Raw genomic sequence first — 19115 nt, 5'->3', positions numbered from 1 at the left:
CTTTGCGCGCATCGTGCCGTGAGAAACCGCGCTTGTCCATATGGCGATTGCAGCTACGTTGAGATTCGGATCATTGAAGGAGAAAGACTGCATGTGCGATCAAGCCAATCTGAAACGCTGGGCCAAAGGCGAATTGTCGCGGCGGGAATTCGGCGTGATGGGCGGGGCTGCTGCACTGACGGCTTGCACAGGCGGTGAGGCTTCGGGTTCTAAAGGGGAGGCTCTTGCGCCCGGCCTCGTTCAAAGCGAAGTCAGCTTTGTGACGGAAGACGGGACGATGGATGCGATCTTCATCCATCCCGAAGAAGGCGAGCATCCCGGCGTGATCCACTGGCCGGACATTGCCGGCATCCGGCCGGCCCATATAGAGATGGCGCGTCGGACAGCGGCAGAGGGCTTCGCTGTGCTGCTCGTCAATCCCTACTACCGCGATGTGGCAGGCCAGATCTGGGAGAGCTTTGCCGATTTCGCCGATGGCGGCTGGGACACAGCCAGTCAGTATCGCGCGAACCTCTCATCTTTTGCGGTCCGCCGCGATGCGCGCGCAATTGTCGGCTGGCTCGATGCGCAACCTCAACTCGATACGGATCGAGGGATCGGTGCAGAGGGATACTGCATGGGCGGGCCGTTTACCGTTTACTCAGCCGCAGAAATGCCTGGCCGCGTCACCGCAGCTGCGAGCTTCCATGGCGGGGGCCTGGTTCGCGACGATGAAGAAAGCCCGCACAAGCTGATTGCAGACACCAATGCGCACTATCTCATTGCGATTGCGCAGGACGACGATGCGAAGGCGCCTGACGACAAGACCGCGTTTCGTGAAGCGGCAGACGGAGCTGGAAGGCCTGCTGTGATTGACGTCTTCGCAGGCGATCACGGTTGGACGGTTCTGGACAGTCCGGCTTATGCGAAAGAAGAGGCAGAACGCGCTTACGCGGAGAAGCTCAAGCTCTACCGGACGGGGCTTTAGCAGCCTTGAATCCGGATCGGGTGAGGCCGGAAGCACAGTCCGGACTATTTCCTACAGCCCGTTCCAGACCTAAGCCGGGGGAATGCGCGCGTTTCTCCCGAATTCCCTCGATTCTACAGATATTTACACACGGAAACCGTTGCGGGAGTTTTTCTCCCTGGACTGTGTAACATGTGTATCCAACATGGGGCGCCAATCGCTGCGAATCCGGTTTCGCTTGGAACGCGGCGCGCCACGCGGTAAGCTTGTTCCCAATGGTCTTTTAGGGGAGCTTTGGCTCATGGAATTCGTACTGATCGCGTTGGTGTTTTTGCTGATTGTGTTCCTGCTGATGGCGGTGCGCGTGGTGAAGCAGGGCTTCGTCTACACGATTGAACGCTTCGGAAAGTTCACGAAGGCTGCTGATCCCGGCTTGCACATCATTACTCCGTTCATCGACCGGATCGGTCAGAAGGTGAATATGATGGAGCAAGTGCTCGACATTCCGGGCCAGGAAATCATTACCAAGGATAACGCCATGGTCGGCGTGGATGCGGTGGTTTTCTTCCAGGTGCTCGATGCGGGCAAAGCGGCGTATGAAGTGGCAAACCTCTACGCAGCGATCATGGCGCTGACGACCACCAACCTGAGGACCGTGATGGGTTCGATGGACTTGGATGAGACACTGTCCAAGCGCGATGAAATCAATGCGCGCCTGCTCGCCGTGGTCGACCATGCCACCTCGCCGTGGGGTGTGAAGATCACCCGGGTTGAGATCAAGGACATCCGGCCGCCGCATGACATTTCTGAAGCGATGGCCCGTCAGATGAAAGCAGAGCGTCTGAAGCGTGCTGAAATCCTCGAAGCAGAAGGCGATAAGACCAGCGCTATCCTGCGTTCAGAAGGCTCCAAGCAGTCTGCCATTCTCGAAGCTGAAGGTAAGCGCGAAGCGGCGTTCCGCGATGCAGAAGCGCGTGAACGTGCGGCAGAGGCAGAAGCGAAGGCCACGCAGATGGTGTCTGACGCGATTGCAGCCTCGGGCAGTCAGGCAATCAACTACTTCGTTGCGCAGGAATACACTAAAGCCGTTGCGAAGTTTGCGGATAGCCCGAATGCGAAGACAATCCTGTTCCCTGTCGAAGCGACCAATCTAATCGGTTCGTTGGGCGGCATTGGCGAGCTGGTGCGCGATGCGATCCAGCCGACCGCTGGCGATGTGACAACGGGCGGCCGTTCAGGCCAGCCTTTGCCGCAGAGCCGTGCACGCACGAGCGTTCCGCGTTCCGGAGATAGCTGATGGATTCATTCGGCGGCTTCGAAGCGCATTGGATCTGGATTACGCTCGGGCTCGTGCTCGGGACGCTTGAGATGATCGTGCCGGGTGTCTACCTGATCTGGCTCGCGCTTGCTGCGATTGCGACAGGGCTGCTGACGCTGGGGATTGGGCTCGGTCTGCCGATGCAGATCGTGGTGTTTGTCTCGCTTTCGCTGATCGCCGCGTTCAGCGCCAAGCGGTTCCTGCGCGATTCTCCGATTGAAAGCTCTGACCCGCTGCTCAACCAGCGCGGTGGCCGGATGATCGGGCAGACAGCGGTGGTGGCGCAGGCGTTTGACAATGGCAGCGGGCGCATCCGTCATGGCGATAGCGAGTGGCTGGCGCGCGGACCCGATCTCGATGTTGGTACGCGGGTACGGATTACGGGCAGCGAAGGGGCTGTGCTGGTGGTGGAGCCGGTGAATCTGATCGAAGGCACCGCGAAAGAGGCAGCGCCCAAGACACAGGCGAGCGAGGGTGAGGGGTCAGGAAGCGAGACCGCCTGACCAACGCTCTTAGCGCTTCATCTTCTCGTCCATTGCGCCAAAACGGCCTTGCTTGCGATAGCGAACCATCCATTTGTCGAGGAACAGGCCGAGCGGCTTGGGCTCGATCCCCAACTGCTTGAAGCCGGGCATGTCAGGTGAGGCAACGCTGCCTGCTTTAAGCAGGGTCCACTGGTCGGTGCTCATCGGAGTAAGCGGCAAGGCTGCAAAGATCGAGGTTGCTGTATCCGGCATGGCAATGAAGGCGCGCTTGCGACCTTGCGCTTCGGCGATGCGCTCATTGATATCCATCATGGTGAGGACTTCCGGCCCGCCGAGTTCAAACGTTTTGCCGCCGTGCTTCTTAGGGTCTTCAGCGGCGCGAACGATCGCTTCGGCGACGTCGTCGACATAGACCAGTTGCAACTCGGCATCCGGCCCGAACACCGGCAGAGCAGGTGCCATGGAAATCATCTGGCCGAACATGTTGAGGAAGTTATCGTCCTTGCCGAATACGATCGAAGGGCGGATGATCGTCGCCTTGGGGAAGGCCTCGCTGACTTTCTCTTCGCCGAGCGCTTTGCTGCTGGCGTACGCGGTCGGAGAGCTGGCGTCCGCTCCGATGGCGCTGACATGCACAAACGCGCTCGCCCCTTGGCTCTTGGCAAGTGCAGCCATCTGACCCGGCGCTTCGCCCATTACGCGCTTGAGATTGCCATCGAATGCGCCGACGAGATTGATGACCACATCCGCGCCGTCAATGGCGGCCGCAAGGCTGGTTTCGTTCGTGATATCGCAGCGCGCAAACTGGAGCTGACCAAGGTTTGCAAGCGGCTTCAGGCTAAAGCTCTTCTCTGGATTGCGGCTTGCGATCCGCAGCCGCGCTCCACGCTCCAGCAGCGCTTGCGCGACATAGGTGCCAAGGAAGCCGCTGCCGCCGAAGACAGTGACGAGCTTCTCGTTGAGCGGGGACGGGATCGACATGATTCTCTGGCCTTGATCGAATGGACTTTGTGGACGCGCCTTGCCGCATGCGCGCACGCACTGCAAGCGTGTCGCGAGGGCGAAGGCGCGGCGCTGCACATTGTGTTTGACAAATAGCGGGTGAGGGGGCTAACCGCGCGCCTCGCTTGTTTGCTGCAGGGCATGTCGCCGCAGCATCCTGTGCCCAGATGGCGGAATTGGTAGACGCGCCGTCTTCAGGTGGCGGTGGGGGCAACCCCGTGGAGGTTCGAGTCCTCTTCTGGGCACCAAAGCTGAGTTTCCTACTCCCTCTACATTCGTTAGATGAAGTCTTCTGCGCGGTCGAAGTCAGTCAGCAGTCGGGAATCGCAAGCCACAGTCTTCGCTGATTGCAGAAGATCGCGAGCGCCCTGATCGCCTTCAAGCGTGAGTAGAGTATGCGCCTTTCGGAGAGAGAACACCGCCGGTACTTGCGCGCGGCCACTATTCTGCGTGGCTGCAATTTGCGGCTCTCCTGTCTCTTCGACCGCTTCAAGAAGTGCTTTGTAATGGCCGGTCGGTACGAAAGGCATATCAGCGAGAGCGATCAATACAGCTTTCACTTCGCCCTCGTTGATTGCCTCAATTCCAAGAGCAATGGAGTGAGACATCCCTTGCTCTTGAGCAGTGTTGAGCACTGTCTTGAACGGCAAATCGAACAAATCTGACGTTTCCGAGCTTACCACGGCAATATGCTCTCCGAACGGCATCGCGCCAAGTGTATCAGCGGCATGCGACGCGAGCGGCTTGCCGTGAAGCTCAGCGCGCAGTTTGTTTGCGGCTCCAAAGCGCCGCGATTGCCCCGCAGCGAGCAGAATGCAGGCGGTGTCTTCGAGTGCAATCATGGCTGTCTCCTGCCACGCTGCGGAGCGCGATGGAAGAGGACGCGATACCCGTCCCTCTGGCGCAAAGCTGTCATCGGGATTATCGGACGAATTGTAGTGTTCGATACTCACCGCATCTTTCAGTTCCTTGCCGACAGCCTTGCCGACAGCCTTGCTGCCAGACAAAAGGGATGCCTCGTGACAGTAACTAAGGTCACCGGAGCATCGGTTCGTAACCCCGGCGCGCATATGGCGGTAAGCTTGAATGGCGATTTCACGGGTTCGCTCTCTGGCGGTTGTATCGAAAAAGCGGTTGTTCAAGAGGCGCTGCAAGCGATTGAAGACGATCGTCCCCGTCAGGTGGCCTATGGCGCTGGCAGTCCTTTCATCGATATCCGCTTGCCATGCGGTGGGCGGGTCGATCTGCTGCTGAATCCGATCAACGACGAACGGCTTGTTGCTCAGATGATGGAACTTGCGACGAAGCGTAAGCCGTGGTCGCTTTCTCTGCCAAGCGATGAAGGCCCAATCGAAGTGACCGACACAAGGTCCCCTGGTTGGCAGGGTGATGACTACGTCGTGAGGCACGCCCCGCCGCTCAAACTCATGATCGCAGGCCATGGAGCCTCTGTCGAAGCGCTGGTGCGACTTGCTGGTGCAATGGATGTCTATTGCGAGGTTGCAACGCCGGATCAGGACATCGTGCGGCGCTTGTCAAATGCTCCAAGCGCGCTGCCATTCTTGCTGGAGCGTTTGTCCGATCCATTGCCTGTTGAGCCAGACAGTCATACTGCGTGCACCTTCCTGTTCCATGACCATGACTGGGAAACTGAGCTCATCGAGCAGGCGTTGAGCGCACCGTCGTTCTATGTCGGTGCGATGGGCAGCCTAAAGACACATAATGCCAGGTGTGAAGCGCTTGTAAAACGCGGTGTGTCTGCGACTGCGATCGCGAGAATCGCAGCGCCGATTGGCTCCATTCCTTCATCGCGCGATCCGGAAACGCTTGCAATTTCGATCTTCGCTCAAGTGGTCGAGAGGTATAATGCCCTTGTTGCTCAGGGCAGCGGAGCGCCGAGCTGAACCCAAGTTGCAAGCCCGCACGCCAGCCCTAGACATATGACCAGATTTAGCAGCGAGGCGCTTTCAATCCCCTCCGCTTGCTCGTTGGGCAACTCTCGATTTCCTGTCAGCATCGGGGACACGAGGTTGTTGCGTTTTGCGATCCAAAAATAGGCGATGGCTGCGATGTGCAGCGTGACAAGAGCCTGGATCCCGTCGAACAGCGTCTCATGCCAGTCGGTCATCCAGTCCGCAGTCATCACGCCAACTTTGTCATTGAGTGGCCCGGTTGCGCCGTCAAAGGGATCGCCTGCAAACAGGCCCAGCGTGACTTGGGTCAATAAGATTCCGAGCAACGCAATGACACTGAGCGCGCCCAGCGGATTGTGTCCGACGCCATCATGACCCGTTCGGCCAGTGACATAGCGCCAGATACCGATCGGTCCCTTGACGAAGCTTGCGAAGCGCGCGGTGCGTGTACCCAGAAGGCCCCACACGATGCGAAAGGCCAGCACGAAAAGCAGGAACACGCCGACCCGCATGTGCCAGCCCATCTCGCCATTCTCTGCTGTCCACCAAAGTGCGAGGATCGCCAGTGCCATGCTCCAATGGCAGAGCCGCACGGGCCAGTCCCACACGCGGATCGCGCTTTCAGTCACGTTGGCCTGCTAAAGGTAACTGGCGCGGATCGCTCAGTCAGTGTCCAGACGGAAAACATCATGGCATGCCTTGCATGACCCACCCAGGTTCTTCACTGCTTCCTGCACCTGGCCAAGATCCTGCGAAGCCGCCGCTGCTGCCAGCGCCTCGCTCGCGGTGATAAGCTTGTCAGCCGACGCAACGAAATCGTCGGGCTTCTCCCAGATCACTTCGAGCGCTTCGGTCTCAGCACCTGAATCGATACCAGTGCCTTCAGGAAACAGGTCCTTGTTCGCTGTGATGCGAGCGCCAATGGCTTGCGCGCTTTCTTCGATAACCGCGAAGTCGGGCGCATCGCCTTCAAGCTGGCCTCGAATGGCTTTGAAGGCGTCGCCCATGGCTTCAAAATTGGCCTGACGCAGCTCGATTACATTGTCCGGGCTTGCCTCGCCGCTCGTTTCTTCGGTGGGAGCCGTAGGTTCTTCGCTATCGCCGCACGCGGCCAAGCCAAGGACGAGAGTGGCACTTACAAGACCTGTGATAATCGGCTTACGTTTCATCGGCTTGCTTCCTTTCACCGAGCAGGGGTGGACATTTTGCGCGACCCGCCACAGCCTCGAGAAGACCATGCCTTGCTCAAAAGAGCGCGCACAGACGTGACTTGTTCCGAAGAACACTACGGATGATATGGCGTTTGTCTTGCTTCGTCCACTGCGCACAAGGTTGTTTCAATTGTAACGAAGCGATAAGAGGCGCGTCTAGGACGGCAGAGTGGGGTACAGATGGACCGGGTATCGATCGTCCATGAGAATTTCCTGAGACGCGTTGAGGCCGGGGACTTTCCGCAGGGAGAGGCTCCTCGTGAACCGCTGAGCATGGCGCAAGCGGTGTCAATCTACCGTTCTGCCTGTCTTTCGCGAGCGCTCGACCGGGTGAGCCGGGCGATGCAGTCGCGTGGAACTGGCTATTACACGATTGGATCCTCAGGCCATGAAGCGATGGCGGCCGTTGCTGCTGCGCTCTCGCCCAAGGACATGGCATTCCTGCATTACCGCGATGCCGCGTTTCAGATTGAGCGATCCCGCCAGGTGCCCGGGCAATCGATCACTTGGGATATGCTGTTGAGCTTTGCCTGCTCAAGCGACGACCCGATTTCTGGCGGAAGGCACAAGGTTCTGGGCTCGAAAGCGCTGAACATTCCGCCTCAGACCTCGACTATTGCAAGTCATCTGCCGAAAGCTGTGGGTGTTGCCTATTCGCTTGGCCTCGCAAAACGGCACCGGCCAGAGCATTGCGCGCTCGAAGATGATGCGATTGTGATGTGCAGTTTCGGCGATGCATCAGCTAACCATTCGACTGCACAAGGCGCGTTCAACACAGCTGGCTGGACTTCCTATCAGTCGTCCCCTTTGCCGCTGCTGTTCGTGTGCGAAGACAATGGTATCGGAATTTCGACCAAGACCCCGCCGGGCTGGATTGCAGCAAATTTTGAAAATCGTCCGGGTCTTAAATACTTTTCCGCCAACGGGCTCGACATCTACGGCACCTTCCGTGCGGCTATCGAGGCAGCGGATTATGTCCGAAAAAGGCGTAAGCCTGCATTTTTGCATCTCAGCATGGTTCGCCTTTATGGCCATGCTGGCGCTGACTTGGCGACAAGCTACTTGCCTCGCGCGGAAGTCGAGGCAGAGGAAGCAAATGACCCGCTGCTGCATATGGTACGACTGCTTGATGAGGCCGGCACGCTTGAACCTCTCGAAGCGTTGCAAATCTACCGCGAGACTGAAGCACGAGTGGAGCGTGTTGCGGCTGAGGCCGAGAGGCGCGCGAGATTGGAAACTGCAGCGCAAGTGATGCAGTCGATCATTCCGCCCAAGCGGGAATGCGCGCCGAGCAATGGTCCCGATGGGAATGCGCGCAAAGCGTTGTTCGCTGACGACGTGAAAGCGATGGAAAGCCCGCAAATCATGTCGCGGCTGATCAACTTTGCGCTCGCTGATCTGATGCTTGAGCATGAAGAAATCGTGCTGATGGGAGAAGATGTCGGGCGCAAGGGCGGGGTCTACGGCGTCACGCAGAAGCTCTCCAAACGCTTTGGCCGCGCGCGCGTGATCGACACTCTGCTGGACGAGCAGTCGATCCTGGGGCTGGGCATAGGCCTCGCGCAAAACGGCTTTTTGCCGATGCCGGAGATTCAGTTCCTTGCCTATCTGCACAATGCGGAAGACCAGCTGCGCGGGGAAGCGGCGACCCTGCCATTTTTCTCCAACGGACAATTCACCAATCCCATGGTCGTTCGAATTGCTGGGCTTGGTTATCAGAAGGGCTTCGGAGGTCACTTTCACAATGACAATTCCGTTGCCGTGCTGCGCGACATCCCGGGACTGATCCTTGCGTGTCCTTCCAATGGCGCTGACGCTGTCAGGATGCTGCGTGAATGCGTGCGGCTCGCGCGCGAAGAGCAGCGGCTTGTGGTCTTTCTGGAGCCTATTGCTCTCTACCCCATGCGCGATCTGCACGAGGCAGGCGACGGGCTCTGGATGCACACTTATCCTGATGTGTCGGAGCGAATTTGCTTTGGCGAAGTCGGTGTGCACGGGACAGGTAAGGAGTTGGCGATCCTCACTTTCGGCAATGGTACTTACCTGTCGCGGCAGGCCCATAAGCGACTGGAAGAGAACGGAATTGCGACACGCATCATCGATTTGCGCTGGCTGTCGCCGCTACCTGAACAAGCTATCATCGATGCAGTTTCTGATTGTTCGAATGTCCTCGTGGTTGATGAGACCCGCAGAACCGGCGGGCTTGCAGAAGCGCTGATGGCGTTGCTCGCAGAGGATGGAATGCGCTCGATCGCTCGTTTGACCGCGGAGGATAGCTTCATCGCAACTGGCCCTGCCTATGGCGCGACAATGCCGTCTGCGGAGAGCATTTTTGAGGCTGCCAAAGACCTGATATCAGGACAGAAATCGTGAAGCGCGCGGTTGTCATTTGCCCCGGACGCGGGACGTACAACAAGGCGGAGCTGGGATATCTGGCGCGGCACTTCCCGGACGGTCAAATGCTGAGCGGCTTTGATGCACAGCGGGAAGCAATGGGCCAGGAAACCGTTAGCGCGCTTGATAGTACAGAGCGATTTTCGCTCGCGAAACACACGCGCGGCGACAATGCCTCGGCTTTGATTTTTGCATCATCGCTCGGTGATTTTCTCAGCATGAACAATGAGAAAGTCGAGATCGTCGCCGTTACCGGCAATTCGATGGGCTGGTACACAACGCTCGCTTGTGCAGGCGCGACGAGCGCTGCAGACGGCTTCCGCATTGCCAACACCATGGGCACGCTGATGCAGGACAATTTGACCGGCGGACAGACAGTTTATCCGTTTATCGATGAGAATTGGCTGGTAGATGACGCGAGACGGGCTGAGATCGACGCTCTAATTCACGAGATCAATGCGCGACCTTACGCGCAATTGATGACATCCATCGAGCTCGGGGGGATGTTGGTCCTCGCTGGTGATGGGGCAGGCCTCAAAGCTTTTGAGCAAGCGGTTGAGCCAGTTCAGGATCGCTTTCCGATGCGGCTTGGCAATCATGCTGCGTTTCATACGCCGCTGGTCGAGCATGTCTCCGAACTTGGTCTTGAAGCGTTGCCAACCAGCCTGTTCCAGAATCCGTCGCTTCCGATGATCGACGGGCGCGGACACATCTGGTGGCCGCATGCCTGCGCAATGGAAGAGCTGCGCGACTACACGCTGCGCACGCAAGTCATCGAGACGTATGATTTCACGCATGCCGTGCGGATCGCCGCGCGCGAGTTTGCGCCAGACCTGTTCATCGTAGCAGGACCCGGCAACACGCTGGGCGGCGCGGTGGCGCAATCGCTCATCATGGCGGACTGGACCGGGCTCGAAAGCAAAGCTGCTTTTGTAGAGCGGCAAGAGAGCGCGGAGCCCATCCTTGCCTCCATGGGGCTTGAGGCTCAACGCGGCATGGTCACCTGAGCAGCAGGCTGCACCTAACTGATTGTGCTTGACGCAGCGGCAACTTGTCCGGACAAACGCATCGGACGGGGCCTCGCACACAAGCGGAGACAGATCGATGAAGCACGCCAGAGCCTTCCTATTGGCAGCGATTTCAGCAGCACTTTTTTCCATCAGCACACCGACCCTGGCTGCAACGCCTGCGCCAACAGCGTGCGACATGGCTGCAGCTCACCCGGCTGATCCCGATCGCGTCACCACGGGCCTTGCGCGTGAAGCCATTGATCTGGAAGCAGCGGTTGCGGCCTGCCAGCAAGTCCTCGCTGAACGCCCCGACCATGCCCGCAGCGCTTACCAGCTGGGCCGCGTGCTCTTCTATCAAGGCAAAGCGGCTGAAGCGGTGCCGTATCTGCTGCAGGCTGAGCAAGTGGGCTATCGCCAAGCGATCTTCGTCCTCGGCTTCATCGACATAACCGGCGCAAGCCCGGTCTCCGATGCCTGCAAGGGCTTGGCGCGTATCCGTCGCGGCGTTGCCTTGGATCACCCATGGTCAGGCTATTACCTCGTCAGCGCATCGCTCGATGGCACGTTTCAGCCTTGCAAAGACGCGCCCGAGCGGGCCGAGCTCGAAAGAGCGATGCAGCTCGCGCAGCAAACGATCACTGTTGAAGCATCGCGCGGCCAGGTCGAAGCGCTCGCGGCGAAGTTTGAGGACGCCGGGGCTGCGCAAACGCAGTGATCGCTCAGAAGGGCTACAGCGCGTTCGAGGGCGGCCAGATTCACTGGCGCATGTGGTCGCCTGATGAACCGAGCGCGCCTGATCTCTATTGCCTTCATCCCGCTCCTTTCAGCGGGTTAGCCTTCGCCAATATTGCACCCCTGCTGGCTCAGGATGGGCGCGTCATTGCGCCTGACTATCCCGGCTATGGCGGGTCGGATCCGCTTGCAGCTGAATGGCCGACAATTGCAGATTATACGGCGAGCATAGCGTCCTTGGTCAAAGAGCTGACAGGCGATCATCCGATTGATCTGCTGGGCTTCCACTCGGGGTGCTTTGTCGCGGTGGAAATGGCGCTTCGACAAGAAGTGCCTGTTCGCAAGGCTTGCCTGATCGATGTGCCTGCGATGGAAGCTGAAACTGCTGCGAAGCTTGCTGACGACCACCAAGAGGATGTGGTGTTGAACGAAGACATCGCGTCGCTAGAACCGGTCTGGAACAGCACCTTCGTAAAGCGGCTGGCTTCGCAAAGCGCAGACCAATCGCTTGCCATGTTTGCTGAGCGACTGCGCGCTGGACGCAAAGCCAATGCAGCCTTTGCCGCAGCGTTTTCCTATCCATGGGAAGCGCGGTTTAGAGGGTTCCACATGCCGAGCCGTGTGATCGCGACACAGTCCATGTTGCTTGACGCGACCCGCCGCGCGGCCGCTGCTCTATCGGAATCGGAATTGGTGGAACGGCTCGATATCACGCGCTCCGTGCTTGATGAGGCTGCTGCTGAGACGGCAAGCGAAGTGCTCGCATTTCTCGACAAAGCCTAGCCCTGTTCTGTCAATCCAAGCATTGCTCCCGCAAGACACAAATTGGACGAAATGATGGGCGGCGCACCGCTTGGGTCGATATTGGCGAGCGTCGGCATGCCCGTGCCGGACAACAGGATTGCGTCCGGCTGACATTCGCGTGCCTTGCTGATTGCGCCCTTCGATTCGCTACCGTCGAGGTTGTAGATCGCGCGCGTATCGTCGGATCCGATCTCCAGCCGCGCCTCAAAAGCCACTTTGATGCCCGAATCGCGCCAGTATTCGAGGCCTGCTGCATGAATACTTTCAGGATATGGAGAGATGACCGCGATCTTCCTTGCCGAAAGCCCTTCCAGAGTCTCGCGAACCGCTCCGGCAGCCCACAGCAAAGGCAGGTCGAGTTCGCGGGCAATCGCGTCCTCGCGCGCTCTTCCCAAAAGATAGCTCGAGGCTGTGCAGGCGAAAGCCACACCTGAAAGCGCAAGCCCGCCGAACTGCTCGAGCATATGCGGCAATTCTTCAGCATAGGCTCGAAGCCGCGCCTCACTGTCCTTGTGCTGGCTAACCAGGCGGCCCACCACATAGTCGCATTGTGGTGGCAGTAGCGCGCGAAACTCCCGCTCCACAGTCGGATTCGCCATCGGCGTAAGGACTGCGATGGGCGCGTTCATTCCATCGTCTCCGCTTGGCGCAAGCCGGCGATCATCGATGTTGCGAGCAAATGTTCGCGTGCTTTTTCAGGATTGTCCGCGATGGCTTGCAGCCGCGTGAGCTCCTCGCGCCGTTTCGCATCATCGCGTTCCTGCATCCGCGTCCGGTTGCGGTGTGCTTGCTTTAGGATTTGCTCTTCGGCGACAGCTTTGCGCCGCTGCGAATAGCGATCGAGCAAGGTTTCGTCTGCGCCGCGGAGGATTTCTGCGAGCGTATCGGCTAAAGCGAACGCGTCATGGATGCCGCCATTCATGCCCATGCCCCCAGAGGGCGAGTTCAAATGCGCTGCGTCGCCTGCGAGCGCGATGCGCCCCTTGCGATAATGCTCCACGATCCGCTGATGGATGCGATAGGGCCTGATCTCTGTGACCGGATAGGGGTCATCGCGCGGGAAAATGCGTTGCAGCTTGGTCTCGATCGATTGCGGATCAAGCGCATCGCCCAGGCTCTCGTCAGCATCGGAATAGAGGCTGCAGCGCCATACGTCAGGCAGACGAAGCAGGCTGAAGGTCCCGTGTTCTGACCAGCAATAATTGACGTTGGACAGCCCTTCCAGATGCTCATGAAAGGGGAAGGTGGTTGTGGCGAGGATGGTGGTCTCAGGGTATGTGAATCCTTCAAAGGTGAAGTTACACGCTTCGCGCACCGTGCTGCGCGCGCCGTCTGCGCCAATCACATAACGTGCACGCAGTCTCTCAGCGGATTCGTTCTCTAGCTCGACTTCATCCTCGTGCTGAACGATCTTTGCGAGTTTCCAGCCGCGCTTGATCTCGATGAGCGCGTGTGAATGGACCAGCGCTTCGGCCAGCTCGCAAAGCACGGTCTGTTCGCATTGCAAGCGAAAAGGAAAGGCTGTGTCCTGCGCAATATGCTGAAGGTCGAATAATGCGCGCTCGCCTGTCTCATGCATCCGGATTTGCCAATGCGGCGTGACGAGACCGTGCTCGAAAAGTGGCTGAGCCAACTCAAGCGTGTCCAGCATTTCCAGCGTAGGAGGATGGAATGTGGAGGCGCGCAGATCGCGAGCGCGATCTTCCTGCGCTTCCAGAATGACACTTTCAATGCCGCGTTCGGCCAAGCGCAATGCAGCGCTCAACCCAACCGGCCCTGCTCCGACAATTGCTACTGCTGTGTCGGAGTTTGGCATGCGGGCTGAGCCCTCCTTTGGGTGTGCGGGCTGCTACTGCCCTTTGAAAGCGGCGGTGCGCTTTTCGAGAAATGCGCTCATCCCTTCATGGGCGTCTGCACTGTCCCCAGCAATCTTCTGCCCTTCCGCTTCGATATGCAAGGTCGTGCTGAAATCGGAGTCCAGCCCGGCACGGATATTGTGTTTCATCCGGCCCAGCGCGACGGTCGGCCCCTTGGCTAGCTTGGTCGCAAGCGCGCTAGCTTCTGTCATGACTTCCTCGTCTTCAACGCATTTGTAGATGAGGCCGATCCGCTCGGCTTCCTCGCCATAGATACGTTCGCCCAGCATCATCATGCGATTGGCGTGAGCGAGGCCAACAAGTCGCGGCAGCATCCAGCTAGAGCCGCCGTCGGGCACAAGGCCGATATTGACGAAGGCCTGGAGGAAATAGCCGCCCTTCCCTGCAATAACGAAGTCTGCAGCCAGCGCGAGCGAGCAGCCGACGCCTGCCGCCGGGCCATTGACTGCGGAGACCACCGGCATCGGCAGCGTCGCGATCGCCTTGATCATCGGATTGTAATTCTTCGAAAGCGAGAGATAGGAGCGGTCGCCTCCGGTAATCGCGCTTTCACTGCTAGCGGCCAAATCTGCGCCAGAGCAAAACGCGCGGCCTTCGCCTTTTATGAGCAGCGCGCGCGCATCGCCCAATTGACGGGTCGCCGAGAAGACTTCGTCTGCCATTTGCGGCGGGCAGGCATTCAATCGCTCGGGGCGGTTTAGCGTCAACGTTGCGACTTCATCAGCCACGTCCAGCGTAATGGTCTCGAATGCGCTCATGGTCTCTCCCTTGTGCCTTGCGCGGCATTATCTGTGTTTCGCGCACTCTCCTGCAAGCAATCGGTTGTGTTTTGCAACCGCCTTTTTAGAAAGGTCCATGAGAGAGAAGAAATCAACAGGCGTTTTTGCACCAATGGAAGTCCAGGAATCCTTTCCCGAAATTCGCGAATCCGTGCGTCGTTTGTGCGCGGATTTTCCGGGCGAATATTGGCAAAAGCTTGATCGCGAGCGCGCTTATCCAACCGAGTTCGTGAAAGCGCTGACCGAGGCTGGCTTCCTCTCCGTCCTGATTCCTGAAGAGTTCGGCGGGTCGGGCCTGGGCCTTCAGGCGGCCTGTGCAGTGCTCGAAGAGATCCATCGCTCTGGCTGCAATGGCGGCGCGTGTCATGCGCAAATGTACACGATGGGCACCCTCTTGAAGCACGGCTCGGACGAACAGAAGCAGCGCTATCTGCCAGCCATCGCCAGCGGGGAGCTGCGACTTCAGGCCTTTGGAGTGACCGAGCCGGGGGCGGGCACAGACACAACCCGCATCAGTACTTTCGCGCGGCACGAGGGCGATCATTATGTCGTCTCCGGCCAGAAAATCTGGATCAGCCGGGCCGAACATTCCGATCTCATGGTGCTGCTCTGCCGTACGACCAAGCGCGAGGATGCGGCCAAGCCATCAGACGGTATGAGCGTGCTGCTAGTTGATATGCGTGAAGCAGTCGGTAATGGCCTCACCATCCGCCCGATCCGCACCATGCTCAATCACGCGACCACCGAGCTGTTCTTTGACGAACTCAATGTGCCAGCGGAGAACCTAATCGGCGAAGAGGGCAAGGGCTTCAAATACATACTGTCAGGAATGAATGCCGAGCGCGTTTTGATCGCAGCCGAATGTATTGGCGATGGCCGGTTCTTCATCGACAAAGCGAGCGACTATGCGAGAGAGCGCAATGTCTTTGGCCGTGCGATTGGCGAAAACCAGGGCGTGCAATTCCCGATCGCGCGTGCCTATGTGCAAGTCGCGGCAGCTTCCGAAATGGTCGACAAGGCCGCACGCCTTTTCGACGAAGGGCACCCCGGCGGGACTGAGGCCAATATGGCGAAGATGCTCGCTTCCGAAGCGAGCTGGGCGGCCGCTGACATGTGCATCCAGACGCATGGCGGCTTTGGCTTTGCGGAGGAATATGACATCGAGCGCAAGTTTCGCGAGACGCGACTCTATCAAGTCGCGCCCATCAGCACGAACTTGATCCTCAGCCATGTCGCGACGCATGCGCTGGGCATGCCGAAGAGCTTCTGACGCGGCCATGTTTGAAAGCCTCCAGCTCGCTCAGATCCCGCAAGAGGATGAGGCTCTGCGCGAGACCGCGCGTGCGCTAGCTCAAGAGGCGGTCGCGAGCATGACGCTCGATCAGCGCGCGCGCAGTTGGCAAGGCTATGATCCTGAGTTCAGCCGGAAAATGGGTGAGGCAGGGCTACTCGGTCTGACGATCCCGAAAGAGCTTGGCGGTCAGGGCCGCGGACCGTTCGCTCGCTTTGTCGTGGTCGAGGAGATGCTTGCCGCCGGTGCCCCTGTGGCGGCGCATTGGATTGCTGATCGGCAGAGCGCGCCCCTCATTCTGAACTATGGGAACGAGGCGCAGCGCTCAACACACATTCCCGCGATTTGTCGCGGAGAAATGCTGTTTTGCATCGGGATGAGCGAGTCGGGTTCAGGCAGCGATTTGGCGAGTGTTCGGACAAGAGCGGACAAGACGGACAACGGCTGGCGCGTTAATGGGCAGAAGATCTGGACCAGCGGTGCAGCGCATTCCGACTATATGATCGCGCTGGTGCGCACATCTGGCACAAGCGAGGATCGTCATCGCGGATTGTCACAACTTATCATAGACTTGAGTTCCCCCGGTGTAACCGTCAAACCGATCGAAGACCTCTCCGGTGATGCGCATTTTGCCGAGGTTTTCTTTGACAATGTCGAGCTGCCAGACGAGGCTTTGATCGGTGCGGAAGGGCTGGGCTGGGAGCAATGCACCGCCGAACTTGCCTTCGAACGCAGCGGACCGGAGCGAATTTATTCCAGCATGGTTTTGCTCGAGGCATGGCTCTCTCATGTGCGCGAGATGAAGCGAGATGATGCGCAGACATGCGCACTGATTGGCGAGATGGTCGCTAGAATGAGCGCGCTCAGAGCGATGTCGATTGCTTGCACAGCGCAGCTCGCGGCAGGCGAAAGTCCGGTGGTCGAAGCGAGCCTTGTCAAAGACCTGGGTACGGCATTCGAACAGGATGTCCCGCGCCTCGTCGGTGATGATCTCGCAGCGCATCCGGACGAGCCGGTTTCCGAAGAGCTTTTCCGCACGCTGACTTACACTGCGCATATCGCGCCAAGCTTTTCCTTGCGCGGCGGGACTCGTGAAATCCTGCGCGGCATTATCGCGCGCGGGCTGGGGCTCAGATGATGGCGCATAGCGAAATCCTTGAACCGTTCGAGCGAATGCTTGCAGAGGCCTTCACTTCGGAAATAATCCGCGCGATCGAAGCGGGCGGCGATTGGCAATCAGCATGGACCAAGGTCGAAGCTTCCGGTTTTCTCGATGCGCTGGCGCCTGAAAGCCAAGAGGGTTTCGGCCTGGATTGGAAGACAGCCTCAGCGCTGTTCCAGGCTCTGGGTCGAGCGGCGAAACCACTCCCGATTGGCGAGACCATGGTGCTGCGGGCATATTTACAAGACGCCAATAAGACCTGTCCTGATGGACCGTTGATCGCAGAGGCTCCTTCTGGTTCGCTTGCCGCGCATCGCAACTCCGGCGCGCCGGGCACGCCGGTCTCATGCGAAGGCGAGGATATCACCGCTCAGCTCGCATTTCTGTACGCCGCGCAGATTGCCGGTGCTGCGAGCCGCGTGCTCGATATGAGTGTCGCTTATGCCAATGAGCGTGAGCAGTTCGGGAAGCCTATCGGTCGCCAGCAAGCCGTTCAGCAACAGCTGGCGGTCATGGCGGAAGAGGCAGTGGCTGTCCGTTTGGCTGTCGAGAATGCGGTAGGAGGCGGGTCAGCTCCGGACTTTCTCAGCGCCGCGTCCGCCAAAACCATCGCGAGCCGATACGCTGCCAGCATCGCTGCCATTGCACACGCAGTGCATGGCGCGATCGGCATCAGCGCGGAATATGATTTGCAGCTCTACACGAAGCGGCTTCAGGCCTGGCGGCTCGCTCAAGGCGCGGAGGCGCATTGGGACGAACAAATCGGCCGCGCAGTCTTGGCAAACCAGGCAAGCGCGCTCGATTGGATGCGATTCAATCTGCACAGCTGAAGCGTGCAAAAATTTTGCCGCAAACCCGCACAATTCTGCCGATTCTTTGATATGGTGAGAACCGGAGAAGAGACCGAAGGTCGCAAAACACAAGGATTCCGCAAGGTCACTTGCGAATCACCATCAGCGACCTGGCCAAAGAGAGGACACAATGAATCTCGATTTTACCCCTGAAGAAGAGGCCTTCCGCGAGGAAGTCCGCACATTTCTCGCTGAGAAACTGCCCGCGCGTTTGTCGGACAAAGTCCGCAAGGGCCAGCGCCTGACCAAAGCAGATATGGAAGAGTGGCACGCGATCCTCAATGAACGCGGCTGGCTCGCACCGCACTGGCCGGTCGAATATGGCGGGACCAACTGGACGGTCATGCAGAAGTTCATCTTCGAGACGGAAACCGCGCTGGCCCATGCCCCGCGTGTTGTTCCTTTCGGGACCTCCATGCTCGCGCCGGTACTCATCAAGTATGGCTCGAAAGAGCAATGCGAGCATTACCTCCCGCGCATTCTCGATGGCACGGACTGGTGGTGTCAGGGCTATTCCGAGCCCGGCGCCGGATCGGACTTGGCGAGCCTCAAGACACAGGCTGTGCGCGAAGGCGATTACTATATCGTCAACGGTCAGAAGACCTGGACGACGCTCGGTCAGCACGCGGATTGGATTTTCTGTCTCGTGCGCACCAGCAATGAAGGCAAGCGTCAGGAAGGCATATCCTTCCTGCTGATCGACATGAAGACGCCGGGCATCGAAGTGCGCCCGATCAAGCTGCTTGATGGCGATCATGAAGTGAACGAAGTGTTCTTCACGGACGTGAAAGTTCCGGTGAGCAATCTCGTTGGTGAGGAGAACAAGGGCTGGACCTACGCGAAATACCTCCTGACATATGAGCGTACAGGTATTGCAGGTGTCGGCATGTCGATGGCTGCGCTTGAGCGGTTGAAGCAAGTTGCCAAGACTGCGCAGCGCAATGGCAAGCCGATCGGCGAAGACCCATTCTTTGCAGCGCGTCTCGCCAAGCTCGAGATTGACATGGAGAACATGAAGACGACCAATCTTCGTGTGCTCGATGCGGCAGGTCGCGGCGTTCCGACAGCGGAAAGCTCCATGTTGAAAATTCGCGGCACGGAAATCCGGCAGGAAATCAACGATCTGATGGTTCGTGCGGCTGGCCGCTATGCGCAGCCATTCGTGTCGGAATCGCTGGAAGAAGGCTTCAACGGTGAGCCGGTGGGGCCCGAATGGGCAGGCCCAGTCGCCTCGCAATATTTCAACAATCGCAAACTTTCGATCTTCGGCGGCTCTAACGAAGTGCAGCGCGAGATCATCACGAAAGCAATTCTGCAGCTCTGATCGCTGCAGAGGAAAA

General features: G+C 58.7%; 19 protein-coding genes and 1 tRNA gene. 13 read left to right on the top strand and 7 right to left on the bottom strand.

Annotation, left to right across the window (positions count from 1 at the left end):
* Positions 1-40 precede the first annotated feature (40 nt).
* The 3 genes from HUO12_RS08925 to HUO12_RS08915 all read left to right on the top strand — a co-directional run bounded on the left by HUO12_RS08925 (position 41) and on the right by HUO12_RS08915 (position 2767).
* Entirely contained in the window at positions 41-967 is a 927-nt protein-coding gene (locus HUO12_RS08925) for a dienelactone hydrolase family protein (protein ID WP_232367354.1), read from the top strand.
* A 280-nt stretch (positions 968-1247) separates the two neighbouring features.
* On the top strand, positions 1248-2243 hold the full coding sequence (locus HUO12_RS08920; RefSeq protein ID WP_176273223.1) for an SPFH domain-containing protein: 996 nt from the start codon (positions 1248-1250) through the stop codon (positions 2241-2243).
* Complete coding sequence (locus HUO12_RS08915; protein ID WP_176273222.1) at positions 2243-2767, top strand: NfeD family protein; 525 nt, start codon at positions 2243-2245, stop codon at positions 2765-2767. Before HUO12_RS08920 ends, HUO12_RS08915 begins: the two co-directional genes overlap by 1 nt.
* A gap of 9 nt (positions 2768-2776) precedes the next feature.
* Here HUO12_RS08915 and HUO12_RS08910 read toward each other — a convergent pair whose 3' ends face one another.
* Complete coding sequence (locus HUO12_RS08910; protein WP_176273221.1) at positions 2777-3730, bottom strand: complex I NDUFA9 subunit family protein; 954 nt, start codon at positions 3728-3730, stop codon at positions 2777-2779.
* Positions 3731-3912: 182 nt separating this feature from the next.
* Between HUO12_RS08910 and HUO12_RS08905 the strand changes: the two genes are divergently transcribed.
* Positions 3913-3999 (top strand) — tRNA-Leu (locus tag HUO12_RS08905).
* A gap of 30 nt (positions 4000-4029) precedes the next feature.
* Here HUO12_RS08905 and HUO12_RS08900 read toward each other — a convergent pair.
* On the bottom strand, positions 4030-4758 hold the full coding sequence (locus tag HUO12_RS08900; RefSeq protein ID WP_176273220.1) for a nucleotidyltransferase family protein: 729 nt from the start codon (positions 4756-4758) through the stop codon (positions 4030-4032).
* Positions 4759-4770: 12 nt separating this feature from the next.
* On the opposite strand from HUO12_RS08900, the gene HUO12_RS14670 reads away from it, so the two are divergent.
* Positions 4771-5655: an XdhC family protein gene (locus HUO12_RS14670; protein ID WP_176273219.1), complete on the top strand. Its 885-nt coding sequence runs from the start codon at positions 4771-4773 to the stop codon at positions 5653-5655.
* Here the strand turns inward: HUO12_RS14670 and HUO12_RS08890 are convergent.
* Complete coding sequence (locus HUO12_RS08890) at positions 5631-6293, bottom strand: cytochrome b/b6 domain-containing protein (protein ID WP_176273218.1); 663 nt, start codon at positions 6291-6293, stop codon at positions 5631-5633. The two genes, HUO12_RS14670 and HUO12_RS08890, sit on opposite strands and share 25 nt — an antisense overlap.
* 33 nt (positions 6294-6326) lie before the next feature.
* Positions 6327-6833 (bottom strand): c-type cytochrome, encoded by a 507-nt coding sequence (locus HUO12_RS08885; protein ID WP_176273217.1) that lies wholly within the window; start codon positions 6831-6833, stop codon positions 6327-6329.
* Between the two features lie 315 nt (positions 6834-7148).
* Between HUO12_RS08885 and HUO12_RS08880 the strand changes: the two genes are divergently transcribed.
* The 4 genes from HUO12_RS08880 (at position 7149) to HUO12_RS08865 (ending at position 11794) form a co-directional block, all read left to right on the top strand.
* A complete protein-coding gene (locus HUO12_RS08880) occupies positions 7149-9248 on the top strand; it encodes a thiamine pyrophosphate-dependent enzyme (protein ID WP_232367353.1) in 2100 nt (699 codons plus the stop codon).
* The gene (locus tag HUO12_RS08875; RefSeq protein ID WP_217905183.1) at positions 9245-10276 is read left to right on the top strand and encodes an ACP S-malonyltransferase; all 1032 of its coding nucleotides are present in this window, start codon (positions 9245-9247) and stop codon (positions 10274-10276) included. The genes HUO12_RS08880 and HUO12_RS08875 overlap by 4 nt, the downstream gene beginning before the upstream one ends.
* Positions 10277-10373: 97 nt before the next feature.
* On the top strand, positions 10374-10994 hold the full coding sequence (locus tag HUO12_RS08870) for a hypothetical protein (protein ID WP_176273215.1): 621 nt from the start codon (positions 10374-10376) through the stop codon (positions 10992-10994).
* On the top strand, positions 10991-11794 hold the full coding sequence (locus HUO12_RS08865; RefSeq protein WP_176273214.1) for an alpha/beta fold hydrolase: 804 nt from the start codon (positions 10991-10993) through the stop codon (positions 11792-11794). Before HUO12_RS08870 ends, HUO12_RS08865 begins: the two co-directional genes overlap by 4 nt.
* Here the strand turns inward: HUO12_RS08865 and HUO12_RS08860 are convergent.
* Genes HUO12_RS08860 through HUO12_RS08850 form a run of 3 tightly spaced genes read right to left on the bottom strand, consistent with a single transcriptional unit; the run spans position 11791 to position 14450 of the window.
* On the bottom strand, positions 11791-12444 hold the full coding sequence (locus HUO12_RS08860; RefSeq protein ID WP_176273213.1) for a maleate cis-trans isomerase family protein: 654 nt from the start codon (positions 12442-12444) through the stop codon (positions 11791-11793). The genes HUO12_RS08865 and HUO12_RS08860 overlap by 4 nt on opposite strands.
* Positions 12441-13631: an FAD-dependent oxidoreductase gene (locus tag HUO12_RS08855; RefSeq protein ID WP_176273212.1), complete on the bottom strand. Its 1191-nt coding sequence runs from the start codon at positions 13629-13631 to the stop codon at positions 12441-12443. Before HUO12_RS08855 ends, HUO12_RS08860 begins: the two co-directional genes overlap by 4 nt.
* Before the next feature lie 33 nt (positions 13632-13664).
* A complete protein-coding gene (locus tag HUO12_RS08850) occupies positions 13665-14450 on the bottom strand; it encodes an enoyl-CoA hydratase-related protein (RefSeq protein WP_176273211.1) in 786 nt (261 codons plus the stop codon).
* A 133-nt stretch (positions 14451-14583) separates the two neighbouring features.
* Here HUO12_RS08850 and HUO12_RS08845 point away from each other — a divergent pair, with 133 nt between their 5' ends.
* The 4 genes from HUO12_RS08845 (at position 14584) to HUO12_RS08830 (ending at position 19099) form a co-directional block, all read left to right on the top strand.
* Positions 14584-15741 carry an acyl-CoA dehydrogenase family protein gene (locus tag HUO12_RS08845; protein WP_176274377.1) on the top strand — a complete coding sequence of 386 codons (1158 nt, stop codon included), beginning with the start codon at positions 14584-14586 and terminating at the stop codon, positions 15739-15741.
* A 7-nt stretch (positions 15742-15748) separates the two neighbouring features.
* Positions 15749-16900: an acyl-CoA dehydrogenase family protein gene (locus HUO12_RS08840; protein WP_176273210.1), complete on the top strand. Its 1152-nt coding sequence runs from the start codon at positions 15749-15751 to the stop codon at positions 16898-16900.
* Positions 16897-17754, top strand: coding sequence for an acyl-CoA dehydrogenase family protein (locus tag HUO12_RS08835; RefSeq protein WP_232367352.1), 858 nt, complete (start codon positions 16897-16899; stop codon positions 17752-17754). Before HUO12_RS08840 ends, HUO12_RS08835 begins: the two co-directional genes overlap by 4 nt.
* A 151-nt stretch (positions 17755-17905) precedes the next feature.
* A complete protein-coding gene (locus HUO12_RS08830) occupies positions 17906-19099 on the top strand; it encodes an acyl-CoA dehydrogenase family protein (protein ID WP_176273209.1) in 1194 nt (397 codons plus the stop codon).
* The last annotated feature ends 16 nt before the right edge of the window (positions 19100-19115 follow it).

This window comes from Altererythrobacter lutimaris (assembly GCF_013371495.1).
GTDB classification, from domain to species: domain Bacteria; phylum Pseudomonadota; class Alphaproteobacteria; order Sphingomonadales; family Sphingomonadaceae; genus Erythrobacter; species Erythrobacter lutimaris_A.
The sequence above is the reverse complement of the archived record's forward strand: the minus strand, read 5'-3'. Positions and strand labels throughout refer to the sequence as shown.